The organism is Bradyrhizobium sp. Ec3.3 (genome assembly GCF_000472925.1).
Taxonomy (GTDB): Bacteria; Pseudomonadota; Alphaproteobacteria; order Rhizobiales; family Xanthobacteraceae; genus Bradyrhizobium.
Window position 1 is genome coordinate 85,496 of the sequence record NZ_KI421477.1, and the last position, 16,943, is coordinate 102,438.

Here is a 16,943-nt window from a genome sequence, read left to right on the forward strand (position 1 = left end):
GCCCGATCGCGTTGCGATCGGGCCTTTTTTGTTTGTCCGCTTCGAATAGTTTGTCCGGTTCAAAACCGCTCAGACGGTCTCGGGAACAGGCCCATCGCTGCCGATCAGGAAATCGCGGCTGACGCGCAGGGAACGCAGTGCTCGGTTGAAGTCGATGCCGGTGGAGACCAGCGCGCGCAGCGTGCCCGGATTGCGCACGAGGCCGCGCAAGATCGTCGCCACGTCGATCTGGCCATTCGGCTTGATCGCCTCGCGCGCCAGCGCCGGCAAGGCGCGGTGGGCGGGATCGCTGATGACCCGGAGTGCGGCGAACGGCAGGTCTGCCTCGGCGGCGTAGGCAGCCGCGATATGGCTCTCCATGTCGACGGCGGCCGCCCCGGTCTCGGAGTGCAGCGCCGCCTTGCAGGAGCTGCCCGTGACCACTTCCTCGGCACCGGCGAGGCTGCCGCGCACAACGCGGCGCCGTCCGGAGGTCAGGCGGTCGATGAGGTCTTCGCTGAGCGACAGGCCGGCGGCCCAGCGGGCATCGCCCGCCAGCACCTCGGTCGCGACCACGACGTCGCCCGAGCGGAGCGTGGGATCGAGCCCACCGGCCACGCCGAACGAGATCACGCCCCGGATGCTCTCGGGATCCACCACCGTGAGAAGCGCCCGCAGCTGCGTCGGGCTGCTGGAAGAGCAGATAACGGCCATGCCAGGGCCGGCCGCGATGCGGGCCTCCTGAACCAGACCGGTCACAATAAGTATCGGCCGCAGGTCTATTGCATTACCCGCGGAGCCCCCGTCCCCCGTCCCCAAAGTCACATTCCGACCCCTACCACCCTGCTGTTGGTGTTCCGCAAGTTCCGATACCGCGCCAGCGCCCACAGCGGGAAGAACTTCGGGTAACCATGATAACGTAGATAGAACACGCGGGGGAAGCCTGTGGCGGTATACCGCTGCTCGTCCCACAGTCCTTTTTCGTTCTGTGTTGCAATCAGGTACTCCACCCCACGGGCGACGGCCGGGTGATCAACCTCGCCTGCCGCCATGAGAGCAAGCAAGGCCCATGCCGTTTGCGAGGCGGTCGAGGGAGCGGCCTCCCAGCCCTTGTAGTCGAGCCGGTAGCTGACGGCGTCCTCGCCCCAGCCGCCGTCCTTGTTCTGGATCGAGACCAGCCAGTCGGCGGCCTTGCGAATCATCGGGTCGGTGTGGCCGATGCCGGCCGCATTCAGGGCGCACAGCACCGACCACGTTCCGTAGATGAAATTCATGCCCCAGCGGCCGTACCAGGAGCCCTCCGGGTGCTGGGTCCGCCGGAGATAGGCGACCCCATCGGCCATGTGCTTGCTGGTCTTCTCGGTCTCGCCCAGCTGGGCCAGCATCGAGATGCAGCGCGCGGTAACGTCCTCGGTCGGCGGATCGAGCAGCGCGCCATGGTCGGAGAACGGGATGTTGTTCAAATAATATTCGAGGTTGTTCACATCGAAGGCAGCCCAGCCGCCATCGTCGCTCTGCATGCCCTCGATCCATTCCCGGCCGCGGTCGATCGCGGCGTCATAGCCGGCCGTGCCGTGCTCCTTGCGCATGCGGTCCATCGACATCACCACGACGGCGGTGTCGTCGAGATCGGGATAGTGGGCATTGTTGTACTGGAAGGCCCAGCCGCCGGGACGCGTCTCGGGCCGCTTCACCGCCCAGTCGCCCTTCACATCGAGCTCCTGCTTTGGGATCAGCCAGTCGAGGCCCTGCTTCGCAGCCGGTACGGCTTGTGTGCCGCCGGCCTCGAGCAGCGCGTGAGCGCTGAGCGTCGTATCCCAGATCGGCGAAACGCAGGGCTGGCAATAGGCTTCGTCGTCCCTGATCACGAGCAGCTTGTCGATGCCCCGGCGCGTGGTCGCGCGCGGCGGATAGCTCTCGTCCTTGCCGAGCGCGTCATACATCATGACGATGTTGGCCATCGGCGGATAGATCGCGCCCATGCCATCCTCGCCGTTCAGCCGCTCCTCGGTGAAGGCGAGCGCCGCATCGATCGCGCGCTTGCGCAGGCTCTTGGGAAACATCGGCTCGATGACGCGCAAGATGGCATCGAGCGAGCGGAACAGCACGAACCAGGCCATGCTCTGGTGCGGCGCCTTGGCAGTCATGCCGATCGAGCGCGGATCCTGAAGGAACAGCTCGTCGATGCCCACGCCTTTCGGATTCCGCGCGCGCGGCTTGAGCGCCGCAAGCACCATCAGCGGCACCATGGTGGTGCGCGCCCAATAGGAGATCTTGTTGAGGTGGAACGGCGACCAGAACGGCAACAGCACGATCTCGACCGGCAGCACCGGCACTGCGCGCCAGCCCACCACGCCGAACATCGCCAGCGTGAAGCGGGTGAAGACGTTGCTATGAATCGCACCGCCGCGCGAACGGATCGCCTCGCGCGCCCGTACCATGTGCGACGCATCGATGGAATCGCCGATCATCTTGAGCGCAAAGTAGGCCTTCACGCTCGCGCTCATGTCGAACTCACCGTCATGCACCAAGGGCCAGCCGCCATGGGCGCCCTGCACACGGCGTAGATAGTTGCCGATCTTGGCCTCGAGCGCGGCATCGACCGGCTCGGCAAGATGATGCCGCAACAGGACATATTCGGCCGGAATGGTGCAATCGGCCTCGAGCTCGAACACCCAATGGCCGTCGGATTGCTGGAAGCCGAGCAACCCTTGCGTGGCCGAAGCAATGCTCGATTCCAAGACTTCGCGGGTAGTCGCGCTCTTGTTCACGGAATGCATCTCGCTCGATATCTCCGATAGTTGTCTGGATAATTGACCGGGACCAAAGCCCGTCAGGTCCGCTGTGCGGCCAGGACCAAATCGGCGGCGCGATCGCCGGACCGGACCGATCCCTCAATGGTTGCTGGCAATCCCGTAGCAGTCCAGTCGCCGGCAAGAAACAGGTTTTTCAGCGCGGTGACCGGCCCGGGACGCAAGGCATTCTGCTCGGGCGTGGCGGCAAAGGTGGCGCGGCGCTCGCGCACGATCTGCCAGGGTGGCAGCTCGCCGGCAACGCCGCCCGCCATGCAGACATCGTTCCAGATCGTCTGCGCGAGTTCTTCGCGCGGCATCTCGACCAGCCGGTCGCCATTGCTGATGGTGACGGACAGCCGGTTCGGGAACGCGAACAGCCACTCTACGACCCCGCCGATGACGCCCAGGATGGGGGCCGAGCCCGGCGGCGGCTCAAAGCGGAAATGCGCATTCACGATGGCGCGGAATTGCGTCGGCGTTTTCACACCCGGCAGCAGCGAAGCGGCGGCACGTGGCGGCACCGCCATCACGATCACATCGTCTGGCGCGATCGCGACGACGTCCTCGCCGCCGAAATTGAGCGCGCTGACCTTGCCGTCCGTGGTCGTGAACGAGCGCAGCTCGTGGCCGAGCTGCACGGAGTGACCGCGCTCGGTCAAGAACTTCACCGCGGGCTCGATCAGCACAGCGCTCAGACCGTCGCGCGCGATCAGCGGGCGGCAGGCCTGGCCGCCGGCGAGCAACGTCTCGCGCACGATCGCGCCGGCAAGCCCCGCCGAACCCTCGGGCGGATCGACGTTGAGCGCCGCGAGCAACAGCGGCTGCACCAGGCGCTGATACAGCACGCCCTCGCAGGGGATCGACTTGCCGACCAGCGTCTCCTCCGACGCCCAGATCAGCGGCGCGAGCTTGAGATAGTCGGTCAGTCCGGTGTCGGGGACACGGCGGCTCTCGTCGAACACCCAGCCCGGCAGGCGGCTGTCGCCGAGATCGAGCTGCCAGCGCTGCCCCGTCTTCAGATCAACGAAGGGAAACTGCGCGCGCGCCGGGCCCACCAGCCCCGCTTCGGTGCCGATCGAGCGCGCATAGGCGAGCGCGTGGCGATTGCCCGACAACAGGAGATGGTTGCCGTTGTCGATGACGAGATTGGTCGCGCCGTCGAAATAGGAGCGGCAGCGGCCGCCAGCCTGCTGCGTCGCCTCGTGCACGGCGACCTTGAAGCCGGCATTGGCGAGCCGCACGGCAGCAGAGAGGCCGGAAATTCCGGCGCCGATGATGTGAGCTGTCTTTGACATCAGAAAATTGCGTAGCGGAGTAGGATGGCGATACGTGTGATCTTGGATACACGCACCGGCGTGCGGGGCGCGGCAAAGCCGCGTTCGAGCAAGAGGTCCAGAATGGCGTGATAATATTTCGACATGATCCGCGGCGCACGCACCGCGCGGCGCTTGTTGCGCGCCATGATCTCGTCCGACTTCTCGAAATGCGCTTTCGCGCGCTGGGCGAGCGGCAGGCAGACCTTTGGCAGGGCGCGCTCGGCGATCACGCGCTGCGGATCATTGGAGGTGATGCCGGCATGCAGCAGGCCTTCGCGCGGCAGATAGAGCCGGCCGAGGCCGGCGTCCTCGTCGATGTCGCGCAGGATGTTGGTGAGCTGGAGCGCGCGGCCGAGATGATAGGCGAGCAGGATGCCATCCTCTTCCGGCATGCCGAACACCCGCACCGACAGGCGTCCCACGGCACTTGCGACGCGATCGCAGTAAAGATCGAGGACTGCCATGTCCGGCGCGCGGATGTCCTGCGGCACGTCCATCTCCATGCCATCGACGATGGCGAGGAAATCCTCCCGCTTCAGTCCGAAGGTCTTCACGGAAGCGACGTAGTCGGAGAGCCGCGCCGGCGGATGGCCCTGATAGAGCGCATCGATGTCGTTGCGCCATTCCTGAAGCGCGGCGAGACGTTCATCGCGCGGGCCGTTGGAATCGGCGATGTCGTCGACCTGGCGGCAGAAGCTGTAGATCTGGAACATCGCCTCGCGCTGGTCGCGCGGCAGGATCCGCATCGCGGCGTAGAACGAGCTGCCGGATGCGGTCGAGCCATAACTGGCGCCGGGCGTGGTCGCCTCAAGCGTCATGCGCCGGCCCCGGATTGGAGATTGGCCTGCGCCCTAAGGCGCGGCGGCCGATTTCACCGGCGATGCCAGCGAGGCTGAAGGTAAGGAGCTCGAGCTTGTTCAGATGCACACGCTCGCGCAGGGGATCGCGCACCTTGAGCAGGCGCACGATGCGGTCGGCATAGGCCTGGATCACCGAGATATCGACGCCCAGGCGGAAGTCCCGCACTTCCGCGGAAAGCGACTTGCTCTCGTTCAGGAGCTCTTCGTTGCGTGCGGCGAGTGCCTGGAGGCAGGCCAGCATCTGCGGCGGCGAATGATCGCCGCCGAGCTGCTCGACCGAGGCGCCGCTTGCGGCCAGCGCATCGCGCGGCAGATAGACGCGGTTGAGCGCGCGAAAATCCTTGCCGCAATCCTGGAGGTGATTGTTGATCTGCAAGGCGGCGCAGAGCGCATCCGAAGCGACCCAGGTCGAGGTCGCCTCGCCGTGCACGTCCAGCATGAAGCGGCCGACCGGCATCGCCGAATAGCGGCAGTAGTGGATGACCTCGTCCCAGGTCTCGTAGCGCAGCTTCGTCACGTCCATGCGGAAGGCGATCAACACGTCGAGCGCATGACGCGGCGGCATACCGCGCTCGGCCAGCGCACGGCGGAGAACGACGGCCTCGGCCTGCGTGTCGCCGTTGCCGTTGAGCTCGGCCTCGAGCAGGTCGAGATAGGCGAGCTTCTCCTCAGGCGGCAACGTCGCATGGTCGGCGATATCGTCGGCGGTGCGGACGAAATTGTAGAAGGCGAGGATCAGCGCGCGGTGACGCGGATGAATAATCCACGACGCGACGGGAAAATTCTCGTCGCGGTCACCCTTGCCGGATCGCAATTCGCTCGCAGAGGTCATCGAGGACTGGTTAACAATCGTCTGAACAGGAAGGCTTTTTTAGGCGCGCCCGGCCGAGCCGTCGCGGCCCCCATATAGGGGAATATGCCCGCAAAACCAACCTGTCTCGCGGGTCCCTGCCCTCACGAATCGAGGCCGCCGCAAAGGCGGGCCCGTGAACGCTCCACGGGCCCCGCGAAAGCTTACTGGTTGTGGGTCTTCAGGACCTGATCGCAAGCCTGCGAGATCTTGGCCCGATTCTCCTTCAAGCAGGCCAGAATCGTGAAATCGCCCTGATCGATGACCGGACGGCAGAATTTCTGCACGTCGCGCGTGCAGGCCTTCTGCTCTTCGGCGGTGCCGCGCCCCTGCTGGGGCTGCTGGGCGAACGCCGCGGTCGAAAGGGATGCCGACAGCAGGGTGAGAGCGAGGAGATATTTACGCATTGTAGTCCTTCATTCTGGCGGCAGAATCTCTCCGTTCCCGGACAGCACAGGGCGGACGACCGGAACGGATTGTTCTGATGGCGTTGCCGCGGAGCGCGCAGCAGTGGAGACAGCACAAGCACTGGTAAATGCGGCCAAATTGGCACCAAATCCACCAGATCGCACCTTCACACGGCCTTCATTGGCAGATGTAAGGGATTGATACTATGCGATTATTTAGGCAGCCGGTGTTTTGCCATGGACCTGTTGCAGACATGCATCGCAAGCCCTTGCACACGTCATCGAAAAGGCACAGCTGAAACCCTGCGCGGAACGGCGAAAACGGCCGCAATCGTTCGCCGTCCTGACACCTCGCAGGGTTATGGTTTGAACCTGCCAGCAGATGGGGACACTAAACCTTCGATGCGGCGAGACGTTCTGTTAGGAGCGAACGTCATTCAAAAAACGGGATATTCGAACATGAAATTCTTTGGACGGTCTGGACTGGCGATCAAGGCGGCAGGCATTGGCGCCGCGCTGCTCTTCTCGGTTTCGGCGAGCCATGCTCAGTCGTCCGGACCCTTTGCCGGCTTTGACGGCGCGTGGTCGGGCACCGGCACCGTGGCGCTGTCCGACGGCTCGACCGAGCGCATCCGCTGCAAGGCGGACTACAAGGTCGCGGCCAGCGGTCTCGGCCTGAAGCAGGCGCTGCACTGTGCTAGCGACAGCTACAAGTTCGACCTCACCAGCGACGTGACGAGCCAGGGCGACCGCATTTCGGGCAATTGGAGCGAAGCCAGCCGCAACATCTTCGGCAATCTGCAGGGCACCGCCGGCGGCGGCCAGATCGACGTGTTCGTCGAGGCCAACGGTTTTGCCGCTAACCTGACGCTGCGCACCAACGGCAACAAGCAAACGGTGCAGATCAGCTCCAAGGGCGAGATCCGCGGCGTCAACATCACCATGGTGAAGAGCTGAAGCGCTTCCCTCACCCGTTGACTGGACAACATGGCCCCTGGTTCTCGCGAGCCGGGGGTTTTTCATGACGTGGACCCTATTCGCAGAACCCTGCTCAAGGCGGTCGGCTTCCTCGCCCCGCATGCCGCCTTCGCGGGTGATGCGCCGGTGACGGAAATGCAAGCGCCCGCAGTCAAGCCGCGTCACGTGCTCTGCTTTCTCGGCAAGGACGAAAGCCTGCTGCATCCGCCGAAGGACGTCGTGAAGACGATCGAGGATTTTGGCTTCGAGATCGACCGCACCTATTCGCAAGCCAAGCCCGATCCGCATATGCCACGGTCGTTTTCTGTCTGCTGGGATCGCGTGTTTCCGCTGGCCTGGACGGCCGCCGATGAGCAGGCCGTGGTCAACCACAAGTCGGTGCTCTACGTGCTGAGTCCTCCGATGGATCAGCAGAAGACGGTTGCCTATTCAGCGGCGGCCCTGCGCATCGTCGAGGAGATGATAGAAGCGGGCGCGACGGCCGTGAAAGGCGAGAGCGCGGGGGTCGCGCATGGCCTCGAGCGTTGGCGAAACCTGGCTGATCAGGCGCGCAAGGGCGCGACAACCGGCCAGGGTCTTGCCGTGACTCCCGCTTTGGCCAAAGCGTGCCGCCTCGCCTTCGCCAAGCGCCCGCTCAGCGGCGAGCGCTACAACGAGACGGTCGGTTACCACCTCGTCGGCCTGCCCGAGGTCTATGTCGCCAGAGCCGGCGACGGCGATTGGGGCACCGTGATGATTATGGAGGAGATCGCCAACGAGATGGCCGAACGCGGCATCGAGGCGACGCTCGAGGCGCGCAAGCTCGCGGTCTCACACGAGACGAAATACCGCGAGGACGACTTCAAGTTCAATCCGTACGGGATCGTCCGTATCGAGGCGTGAGCAAGAGGCGGCATGAAGCCGCCTCGCTCAGATCGCGCGCTTGTCCGGCCCTTGCAGCTTCTCGTGCAGGTTGATCAGCCACATCGCCGTCGGGCGCAGGATGAAGAGGTCGGCAACGAGCGCTGCAACCATCGAGAAGGCGCTGAGCCAGCCGAATAGCCGCAGCGACGGCAGGTCCGAGAACACGGTGACGACGAGGCCGCAGGCCAGCACCACCGTGGTCAGGATCAGCGCCGGGCCGACCAGCACGGTCGCGCGCTCCACCGCGAGCGCCGAACCGACGCCCGGCTTGCTCTCCAATCGCAAGCGGTTGAGGAAGTGGATGGTTGCGGAGAGGCCAAGGCCGAATGAGACGGTGAGCGCGACGACGCTGGCGAATTGCAGCCCCTCGCCCATCGCCCACAGCACCGTTCCGGACATCACGACCGGAAAGATGCCCGGCAGGATGCAGGCGAACATCACCACCCAGGAGCGGAAGGCGAGACCAATGAAGATCGCGACCAGCGCGAATTCGACAGTCAGGCCGCGGTTCAGCTTCTCGATCATACCGGCCGAGTTGCGCGCGGCGATGGCGGCGAGACCCGTGACGGCGACCTCGTAGCCGGGATGCTTCTTGCGGACGGCGTCGAGCTCGGCATCGAGCTTGTCGACGATCGGCAAGAGCTGGCTGGAGTCCTTGTCCGGCACGCGGCCGGCCACGACCACCGCATCCTGCTCGGCGTCGATGAAACGCCGCACCAGATGCTCGGGGATGACGTTGACGTATTCCTTCAGGGTCGCGACATCGTCGCTGCCGGCCTTTTCCGCCAGCCATCGGCGGAGCGTCTCCAGCGACCAGACGTTGCCGACACCCGCCGCCTTCTCGACGGTCGCGTGCACATCCGCGATGGTTTGCAGCGTCTCCGGCGAATAGAGCGATTCACCCTTGGGGAACGTGATCAGCACGTTGACCGGGTTGGCGCCGGTCAGCTTGGCGTCGAGCCGGTTGCTGGCGGCAACCGCCTGGCGCTTGTCCGGCACCTGGTCGGCGAGCCGGTAGCGCGGCTGCAGATTGGCGTAGATGACGCCGAGGCTGGCGACGAACAGCAGCGCAATCAGGCTGAACAGGCCGGGCCGGCCGACCATGCGCACCGCGATCCAGTAGCAGAAATTGCGCAGCGCCTGCACACCGGCATCAGCGCTCTGGAACTTGACCGCAAAGATCTTCTCGTTGCGCACGAAGAGAACGCCGAACACCGGCACCAGCGACAGCACCGTGACCAGCGCGATGATGGTGGCGGCAAGGCCGGCCTCGCCGAACTTGCGGATCAGGTCGGAGTCGGAGAACTGCAGCGCGATGAAGGAAATGCCGGCGGTGCCGTGTGTCAGCACGCAGGCCGGGCCCACCACCAGCACCGCGTTCTTGAACGCGGTGAACTTGTCCTGGCCCGCGATCAGCCGGTCGCGCGCGGCGAAGGTGAGCTGCATCGAGTCCGAGAAGCTGATGACCATGATGAGCGGCGTCATCACGTTCAGGAACATGTTGAGATTGAAGTTGGCCCAGCCGAGCGCGCCGAGCGCGATCAGGATCGCGATCATCGGCGGGAATGCCGCCACCACCATGAACGAGATCTTGCGGAAGAAGATGATCGCGATGATGCAGCCGGCGAGAATGCCGAGGATGTTGTAGGTGAGGCCGTCGCGCTCGACCGCGTTGCGGATTTCGAGCTGCATCACCGGCACGCCAGAAAGCTGCACGCTGAGGCCGGTGTCGCCGAGATCCTCCTTCATCAGCGCGCGGATGTCGCCGACGGTCTTGGTCAGCTTGCTGGAGGCGACCACTTCGGGATCGAGCGAGAGCACGATCAGCGCGAGCGTGCCGTCCTCGGACAAGAGCTTGCCGCGGATGATCTCGTTGTTTTTGACGGTCTCGATGAACTGGTCATAGGCCGCGCCCTCGGGCAGCTCGGCCGGGAACAGCGCCGCCGGCAGCTTGCCCGGCGCCGGCGCCTGGCGTGCCGAGAACAGCGAGACCAGGCCGCGCGTGCCCTCGACCAGCTGCATGTCGGTGACGAAGTCACGCAGTTTCTCGAGGTTGTTGCGCGCCAGCAAGGTCTTGCCCTCGACCACGACGAGGACGTCGAACTCCTCGGCCGGGAACTTCTTCGTCACCTCTTCGTACTGGCGGAATTCCCGCGTGTTGGAGCGGAACAGCTGCGACAGCGAATCGTCGATCTTGATCCGCTCGATGCCGAAGACGGCACCGACGATCAGTGCGATCAGGATCAGGCAGGACAGGACCGGCGCGCGGACGGCAATCAGCCCGATGCGTTCAAGTCCAAAAGCGATGGAGGACGAAGGTCCCTGCTCGACCTTGTCGACATGAACCTCACTCTCGCTGTGCTTTTCGAGCATGCCTTGTCCAGTTCCTAAATCGGCTCGGTTGGTGAGCTTATGCGCCCCGCATATCGGCTGGAAAACGCCACACAGATGGGAGGCTTGCCCTTTGAAAAAGCGCGGGAAATCGCCGCGAGGGGTTTAGCAGGTCGGCACGCCCCCTCGCAAGCGCGCGCTGGGCAACAAAATCGATCAAGATGCGGCAATTTCGGCCCTTGATGGCTCATTCTGGCAGCGCTGTGCCGATTCGCGCCGGCAGATCGCCGCTCTCGTCCTTCAGCGCCACGCCGGTCACGTCCCGCGACAGGCCTGCGCGGACCAGCCAGGCGATCTTGAAGGCTGCCTCGTCACAACTGAGCCCAGCCCGATGGATGTTGGAGACGCAATTGCGCTCGGCATCGGTACGGCCGGGTTTTGGCGCAAAGGTCAGATAGGCCCCGAGACTGTCGGGGGCCGACAGGCCCGGCCGCTCGCCAATCAGCATCACGACCATGGCTGCGCCGAGAATGGCGCCGATTTCGTCGCCCAGCGCCACACGTGCGCCTGAGGCGACAACGATGTGGTCAACTGCGACAGGCGGCGTATCGGCGAGGTCCGGCAGCAGCGCGCGCAACAACCCAATCGCGTGCGCATGCACCGCCGTCGGCGACAATCCGTCGCCGATCACGATTACAAGCCGGCCGGGATCCGCGGCGCGCGACGCGAGATGCTCGGCGCATGTCGGCTCGAGCTGGCGTCCGAGATCCGGCCGCCGCAGATAGTCGCCGCGATCGGCGGCGCGGCTCCTCGTCGCAACAGCGGGAACGCCGAACTCGGCGAGTTCGGCGATCATCCGCTCGACATCGAAGACGGCATGCACGGCGTCGCGGGCGCGCGCGTGATCGAGCGTGAAGTCGAGCAGCGGCTTGGTCGGCAGGCTCGCCCCGCTGCGCCCGAGCGCCACGCGCGCGGGCGTCAACGTCCGCAGGTCCAGGGTCGGGCGGCTCGGAACGGCAGGGCTAGACATGTCGCATCATTCAGCGGGAACGGACGCCTCGCGCAGCCGCAGCGAGTAGTTCGACGCGTTCTGCTGGCCGCTCGATGCCGCGCGCGCAAAGGTGATGAGATGGTGCGCGATCATGGTGCACCCGATCAGGCCTTCGAGATCGCCGCGCCTGATCCGGCCCAGCGCAAACTTCCAGAACACGCGTTTGTAGTCGCCGAGCACGCCGACCTTCCAGAAGATGTTGCGCAACATGACGAGACCGCGCCTGATGTTGGGCCAGGTCTTCATCTCCGCAGGCACCGGCACCTTGATGCGGTTGGCATAGGTGTAGTCACACTGGTGCTGATAGCGCGCATAGACCTTCTCGGGCGCGTAGGCCCGCTCCATGCAGAACTTCCAGGACGCCACGACATCGTCATAGGGCAACAGGAAGTTGACGTTGGAATCGCGGCCTTCATCGTTGATCAACCGGCCCTCACGCTCGAGCCGGTCCCACAGCGGCGTCTTCGGCAGCGCCTGGAGCAGGTTGATCGTGAGCAGCGGAATGCGGGATTCCTCGACGAACGAAAGCAGCGCATCCGACGTGTTCGGCTTGTCGGTGTCGAGCCCCATGATGATGCCGGACACCACCTCCATGCCGTAGGAGTTGATGGTACGCACGCCCTCAAGGATCGGGACCATCATGTTGTGGTCCTTCTGCATCGCGTGCAACGCGTCGGGATCGGGCGTCTCGATGCCGCAGAAGATGGTGATGAAATAGGCCTCGCGCATCTTCTCGAGGATTTCCGGGCGCTTGGCGATGTTGAGCGTCGCCTCGCAGGCGAGCCGCATCACATAGCCGGTCTTCTTCTGCCACTCGATCAGATGCGGCAACAGGTCCATCGCCGCCTTGCGGTTGCCGATGAAATTGTCGTCGACGAAATAGACCGTGTCGGTCATGCCGCATTCGCGCAGGCGGTCGAGCTCGGCGATGATCTGCTGCGGCGTCTTGATGCGCGGGTTGCGGCCGTAGAGGCCGGGGATGTCGCAGAACTCGCACTGGTAGGGACAGCCGCTGGAATACTGGATGCTGCCGAGGAAGTATTTCTTCACCTCCGCAAGCTCGTAGGCGGGTATCGGAAACTCCGCCATCGGCACGCGGTCGTTGGTCGTCAGCACCACCTGCTGCGCCGGGCGCGCGATGTCGCGCGACAGGATCGCGATCAGCTCATTGGTGGCATCGCCGAGCTCGCCGACATGGAGATAGTCGAAGGACGGATAGTAATCCGGGCAGGCGCTGACCGATGGGCCGCCGAGCGCGACCGGCAGATCGTACTCATGGGCGCGGCGGCAGATGTCGTTCATCTGCTGGCGCTGGATGTGCATGCCGCTGACGAAGACCGCCTCCGCCCATTCGAACTCCTCCTTCGTCGCCGGACGGAGGTTCTCGTCGACGAACTTCACCTGCCACTCCCTGGGCAGATAGGCGGAGATCAGCAGCAGCCCCTGCGGCGGCATGAAGGCCTTGACGCCATCGGTCAGGGGATAGGCGTGCTCGAATGTGCCGAAAGACGATGTGTAGCGCGGAAAGACGCAGAGAATGTGCCGGACCGTTCCGTTGCTTTCAGCGCGCATCGAACTTCCCCCAACGACCTTCTACAAACCGTGCAGAACAGACATAGAGACACATAACGTAACGCTGGGCCCGAAATTCCTCAATATTGTGGCATGGGCCTAATTCATGAGACGCCGCAATGGTTTCCCCGGTTCACGCTGATTGTCCGTGATCATGCGAAATTCGGGCCGGCTTCAAGCAATCAGGCGTGAGGCAAAATCGGGTAGCAGCCCCGCATCACGAGCAAGCCGGAAATCGGCACCCGCAATCCCGCTCTTCGCCAGCCAGTCGTCGAACTCCGGCGCGCGGTGCAGGCCGAAGACGTCGCGGACATAAAGCGCGTCATGGAAGGAGGTCGACTGATAGTTCAGCATGACGTCGTCGGCGCCCGGCACCCCCATGATGAAGGTGACGCCGGCGGCAGCCAGCAGCGTCAGGAGATTGTCCATGTCGTCCTGGTCCGCTTCGGCATGGTTGGTGTAGCAGATGTCGACCCCGAGCGGCAGGCCGAGCAGCTTGCCGCAGAAATGATCCTCGAGCCCGGCGCGGATGATCTCCTTGCCGTCATAGAGATATTCCGGGCCAATGAAGCCGACCACGCTGTTGACCAGCAGGGGCTGATACGCGCGGGCGACCGCATAGGCCCGCGCCTCGCAGGTCTGCTGGTCGACGCCGTGATGGGCATTGGCCGACAACGCCGAGCCCTGGCCGGTCTCGAAATACATCACGTTCTGCCCGACCGTGCCGCGCCTCAGCGACCGCCCGGCCTCGTGGGCTTCGCCAAGCAAAGTGAGATCGATGCCGAAGCTGCGGTTGGCGGCCTCGGTCCCGGCGACCGACTGGAACACCAGGTCGACCGGCACGCCCTGCCCGATCAGCGACAGCGTCGTCGTCACATGGGTGAGCACGCAGCTCTGGGTCGGGATGTTGAGCCGCGAGATGATCTCGTCGAGCAGCCGCAGCAACTGGCCGATGGTCGCGGGGTCGTCGCTCGCCGGGTTGATTCCGATGCAGGCATCGCCCGCGCCGAGCAGAATGCCGTCAAGGATCGAGGCGGTGATGCCCTTGGCGTCGTCGAAGGGATGGTTGGGCTGGAGCCGCGTGCTCATCCGCCCCTTCAGCCCGATGGTGTTGCGGAACGATGTGATCACCTCACATTTGCGGGCCGCCAGGATCAGATCCTGGTTGCGCATGAGCTTCGACACCGCGGCCGCCATCTCCGGCGTGATGCCGCGGGCCAGCTTTCGCAAACCTTCCGTCGTCGCGGCGTCCGACAGCAGCCAGTCGCGGAAGCCGCCGACGGTAAGCGCGGCCACCGGCGCGAAGGCCTTCTTATCGTGGGTATCGATGACGAGGCGCGTGACCTCGTCGGCCTCATAGGGGATCACCACTTCCTGGAGGAATTGGCCAAGCGGAACGTCGGCGAGCGCCATCCGCGCCGCGATCATCTCCTCGGCGCTGGCAGCCGCGATCCCGGCCAGCCGGTCACCGGAGCGCGGCGGGGTCGCCTTGGCCAGGAGGTCGCGCAGATCGGCGAAAACATAGGTCGTGGCATCGATAGTGTGGCGGTAGACCAAAAGCCCCTCCGGCGTCAGTCGGCCAATGGCCGATGCAGACCTAACCCAGCTCCGAGGAATACGTGCCTGGCGGCAGCCGTGCATGCCGATCTTTGCAGCATGTCAGCCTATCCCCGGACGCGCATTGCCCAAAACCGACAGCGTCTCCAACAGACTGATATCCCTTGTATTTTCTAAGACAAAGGACGGACACGCAACCCGGGCGCGTTAACGGCGCGTCCACCTTCATTCTGCATAGTTTTGTATCAATTTTACCGTTCGTGCTCACCGATCGCACGTAAAGGCCATTCGGATCGCTGGAAGCCATGACAACTGACCGCACTGGGAATGCCGCCGGCCTGGCAGGCCGTTTCACCCTTGCTACCAGGCTCTATTCGATTTTCGCGCTGTTTGCGCTGCTCACCGCAGGGATCGCGGTGCTGTCGGACTACAACAGCCGCCGCGGTGCCGAGCTCACGGCTGCGATCGAGACCGCGAACGCGGCAGCGCTCAACGTCGAGCGTGTCAACTCGCTGGTTTACGCCGTGGTGATGGAATCCCGCGGCGTCTACATGTCGACGGATCCAAAGGCCGTGAAGAAGTTCGGGGACGGCCTGCTCAAGTTCAACGACGAGATCCTCGGCGTGGTGAAGGGCTGGGAAGCCATCGTCAGGACCGACGACGCCGAGCAGTTCGCAACGTTCAAGAAGCGCATCGAGCAGTTCATCGACTTCCGGAAAGAACTGGTTCGCCGCGCCTATGAGATCGGTCCGGCTGCTGGCCGCGAATGGGGCGACAACGACGCCAATCGCAGCGTGCGGTTGGCGTTGAACAAGGATCTCGAGGCGCTGTCCAAGGTCTACGCCCAGCGCGCCAAGCAGATTGCGCAGGAGACCGAGACCAATCGCACGCTCTCCTTCGTGCTGACGTGCCTCGGCGGCGTCGCGCTGGCGCTCGTCGTCATCGGCATCGTCATCATCGCGCGCTCGATCGCCCGTCCGCTCTCGGCGATTACCGCGACCATCAAGCGGGTCGCCGACGGCGAAGAGAATGTCGTGGTGCCGCATACCGAGCGTGCCGACGAGATCGGCGCGCTGGCGCGCGCGATCCGGATTTTTCAGGAGGCGATGGACCGCAATCGCAACCTCGCCTCGCAGGTCTCCCAGGACTCCGCGGCGCGCGACGAGCGCGCTCGCCACATCGAGACCTCGGTCGAGGCCTTCCGCGAAGCAATCGGCATGGTCATGCGGGGCCTCGCCGACAACGCGTCGGCGATGCGCGAGACCGCGCAGACCATCACCCGCGTCACGGCAGATGCCAACACGCGCGCCGGTACGGCGGCGAGCGCCACCGAGCAGGCCTCGCACAACGTCACGGCGGTGGCGGGTGCGGCGGAAGAGCTGTCGGCATCCGTCGAGGAGATCGGCCGTCAGGTGCGGCAATCGGCGAGCGCCGTCGAGCAGACAGGCCAGCGCACCGAGAAATCGATCTCCGAGATCGAGAGCCTGGCAGCCGCCACACAGCGCATCGACGGCGTGCTCAATCTGATCCAGGCGATCGCCGAGCAGACCAACCTCCTCGCGCTCAACGCCACCATCGAGGCGGCGCGCGCCGGCGACGCCGGCCGCGGCTTTGCCGTCGTCGCCCATGAGGTCAAGGCGCTCGCGGGGCAGACGGCGAAGGCGACCGCGGAGATCAGCGAGAACGTCGGCATGATCCAGTCCTCGACCCGCAACGCGGTCGAGGCCGTGCGCGAGATCGGCGGCGCTGTGCGCGAGATCAACGACGTCACCTCGGCCATCGCAGGCGCCATCGGCCAGCAGGACTCCGCGACCCGCGAAATCTCCGCCAACGCGCAATCCGCTGCGCAAGGCAACGAGACCCTGGTCGCCAACATCACCTCGCTGCGCGACGCCATCGGCGAGACCGACACCGCGGCAACCTCCGTGCTGACCGCGGCAGGCAGCCTGACCGCAACGGCCGAAACCCTGTCGCGCGAGGTGGAAAAATTCTTCCAGAATTTGCGCTCGGGCCCGGCCGAGCGCCACATCGCCAAGGCGAGCTAGCTCCCCGCATCATTCGACGCTGCGCCAGGAGCCCTTGTAGGAGCGTCGCAGCAGCGCGAACAGACTTCCGCCGGTCACCGCGCCTAGCAGATAGACGACGACGGTGAGCACCGCGAGCGGCAGGCTGAGGTTCACCCTGAAGAACGAGACCGTCACGGTCTCGAAATTCTGCGCGGCGAACACCACGATCGCGACCGCGAACAGGATGATGATGGCGAGATAGACCCAACGCATGAAGCACTCCCCTTCGGCCGCGCGCAGCATCGCGCGGTCAACCGCGACTTGAAAATCAGCCCTTC

The 16,943-nt window shown here is 64.7% G+C and carries 14 protein-coding genes; 3 read left to right on the forward strand and 11 right to left on the reverse strand.

Annotation, left to right across the window (positions count from 1 at the left end):
• Nucleotides 1–69 precede the first annotated feature (69 nt).
• The 6 genes from YUU_RS0146350 to YUU_RS0146375 form a co-directional block, all read right to left on the reverse strand.
• Entirely contained in the window at nucleotides 70–804 is a 735-nt protein-coding gene (locus tag YUU_RS0146350) for a phosphorylase (RefSeq protein WP_027528193.1), read from the reverse strand.
• Nucleotides 801–2,759, reverse strand: a complete 1,959-nt coding sequence (shc, locus tag YUU_RS0146355; protein WP_027528194.1) for a squalene--hopene cyclase — start codon at nucleotides 2,757–2,759, stop codon at nucleotides 801–803. The genes YUU_RS0146350 and shc overlap by 4 nt, the downstream gene beginning before the upstream one ends.
• Before the next feature lie 53 nt (nucleotides 2,760–2,812).
• Nucleotides 2,813–4,069: a hydroxysqualene dehydroxylase HpnE gene (gene hpnE, locus YUU_RS0146360; RefSeq protein ID WP_027528195.1), complete on the reverse strand. Its 1,257-nt coding sequence runs from the start codon at nucleotides 4,067–4,069 to the stop codon at nucleotides 2,813–2,815.
• Complete coding sequence (hpnD, locus tag YUU_RS0146365) at nucleotides 4,069–4,908, reverse strand: presqualene diphosphate synthase HpnD (RefSeq protein WP_027528196.1); 840 nt, start codon at nucleotides 4,906–4,908, stop codon at nucleotides 4,069–4,071. Before hpnD ends, hpnE begins: the two co-directional genes overlap by 1 nt.
• The gene (gene hpnC / locus YUU_RS0146370; RefSeq protein ID WP_027528197.1) at nucleotides 4,898–5,782 is read right to left on the reverse strand and encodes a squalene synthase HpnC; all 885 of its coding nucleotides are present in this window, start codon (nucleotides 5,780–5,782) and stop codon (nucleotides 4,898–4,900) included. The genes hpnD and hpnC overlap by 11 nt, the downstream gene beginning before the upstream one ends.
• A gap of 182 nt (nucleotides 5,783–5,964) precedes the next feature.
• Complete coding sequence (locus YUU_RS0146375) at nucleotides 5,965–6,207, reverse strand: hypothetical protein (protein WP_027528198.1); 243 nt, start codon at nucleotides 6,205–6,207, stop codon at nucleotides 5,965–5,967.
• A gap of 459 nt (nucleotides 6,208–6,666) precedes the next feature.
• Here YUU_RS0146375 and YUU_RS0146380 point away from each other — a divergent pair, with 459 nt between their 5' ends.
• Entirely contained in the window at nucleotides 6,667–7,164 is a 498-nt protein-coding gene (locus YUU_RS0146380; protein WP_027528199.1) for a hypothetical protein, read from the forward strand.
• A 69-nt stretch (nucleotides 7,165–7,233) separates the two neighbouring features.
• The gene (locus YUU_RS0146385) at nucleotides 7,234–8,067 is read left to right on the forward strand and encodes a hypothetical protein (RefSeq protein ID WP_027528200.1); all 834 of its coding nucleotides are present in this window, start codon (nucleotides 7,234–7,236) and stop codon (nucleotides 8,065–8,067) included.
• Between the two features lie 27 nt (nucleotides 8,068–8,094).
• Here the strand turns inward: YUU_RS0146385 and YUU_RS0146390 are convergent, their stop codons facing one another.
• The 4 genes from YUU_RS0146390 to YUU_RS0146405 form a co-directional block, all read right to left on the reverse strand.
• Nucleotides 8,095–10,461 carry an RND family transporter gene (locus YUU_RS0146390; RefSeq protein WP_027528201.1) on the reverse strand — a complete coding sequence of 789 codons (2,367 nt, stop codon included), beginning with the start codon at nucleotides 10,459–10,461 and terminating at the stop codon, nucleotides 8,095–8,097.
• Between the two features lie 205 nt (nucleotides 10,462–10,666).
• Nucleotides 10,667–11,449: an ethanolamine ammonia-lyase subunit EutC gene (gene eutC / locus YUU_RS0146395; protein WP_027528202.1), complete on the reverse strand. Its 783-nt coding sequence runs from the start codon at nucleotides 11,447–11,449 to the stop codon at nucleotides 10,667–10,669.
• Between the two features lie 6 nt (nucleotides 11,450–11,455).
• Entirely contained in the window at nucleotides 11,456–13,042 is a 1,587-nt protein-coding gene (locus tag YUU_RS0146400; protein WP_027528203.1) for a B12-binding domain-containing radical SAM protein, read from the reverse strand.
• A 174-nt stretch (nucleotides 13,043–13,216) separates the two neighbouring features.
• Nucleotides 13,217–14,599 carry an ethanolamine ammonia-lyase subunit EutB gene (locus tag YUU_RS0146405; protein ID WP_027528204.1) on the reverse strand — a complete coding sequence of 461 codons (1,383 nt, stop codon included), beginning with the start codon at nucleotides 14,597–14,599 and terminating at the stop codon, nucleotides 13,217–13,219.
• 305 nt (nucleotides 14,600–14,904) lie between these two features.
• Here YUU_RS0146405 and YUU_RS0146410 point away from each other — a divergent pair, with 305 nt between their 5' ends.
• Nucleotides 14,905–16,644, forward strand: coding sequence for a methyl-accepting chemotaxis protein (locus tag YUU_RS0146410; protein ID WP_027528205.1), 1,740 nt, complete (start codon nucleotides 14,905–14,907; stop codon nucleotides 16,642–16,644).
• 9 nt (nucleotides 16,645–16,653) lie between these two features.
• On the opposite strand, the gene YUU_RS0146415 is transcribed toward YUU_RS0146410, so the two are convergent.
• Nucleotides 16,654–16,878 carry a lipopolysaccharide assembly protein LapA domain-containing protein gene (locus YUU_RS0146415; protein ID WP_027528206.1) on the reverse strand — a complete coding sequence of 75 codons (225 nt, stop codon included), beginning with the start codon at nucleotides 16,876–16,878 and terminating at the stop codon, nucleotides 16,654–16,656.
• Between the last annotated feature and the right edge of the window lie 65 nt (nucleotides 16,879–16,943).

Bases quoted from the DNA above. Each gene is read 5' to 3' on its own strand.
- shc (WP_027528194.1), bottom strand. From the start codon at position 2,759: ATGCATTCCGTGAACAAGAGCGCGACTACCCGCGAAGTCTTGGAATCG.
- hpnE (WP_027528195.1), bottom strand. From the start codon at position 4,069: ATGTCAAAGACAGCTCACATCATCGGCGCCGGAATTTCCGGCCTCTCT.
- hpnD (WP_027528196.1), bottom strand. From the start codon at position 4,908: ATGACGCTTGAGGCGACCACGCCCGGCGCCAGTTATGGCTCGACCGCA.
- hpnC (WP_027528197.1), bottom strand. From the start codon at position 5,782: ATGACCTCTGCGAGCGAATTGCGATCCGGCAAGGGTGACCGCGACGAG.
- YUU_RS0146375 (WP_027528198.1), bottom strand. From the start codon at position 6,207: ATGCGTAAATATCTCCTCGCTCTCACCCTGCTGTCGGCATCCCTTTCG.
- YUU_RS0146380 (WP_027528199.1), top strand. From the start codon at position 6,667: ATGAAATTCTTTGGACGGTCTGGACTGGCGATCAAGGCGGCAGGCATT.
- YUU_RS0146390 (WP_027528201.1), bottom strand. From the start codon at position 10,461: ATGCTCGAAAAGCACAGCGAGAGTGAGGTTCATGTCGACAAGGTCGAG.
- eutC (WP_027528202.1), bottom strand. From the start codon at position 11,449: ATGTCTAGCCCTGCCGTTCCGAGCCGCCCGACCCTGGACCTGCGGACG.
- YUU_RS0146400 (WP_027528203.1), bottom strand. From the start codon at position 13,042: ATGCGCGCTGAAAGCAACGGAACGGTCCGGCACATTCTCTGCGTCTTT.
- YUU_RS0146410 (WP_027528205.1), top strand. From the start codon at position 14,905: ATGACAACTGACCGCACTGGGAATGCCGCCGGCCTGGCAGGCCGTTTC.
- YUU_RS0146415 (WP_027528206.1), bottom strand. From the start codon at position 16,878: ATGCGTTGGGTCTATCTCGCCATCATCATCCTGTTCGCGGTCGCGATC.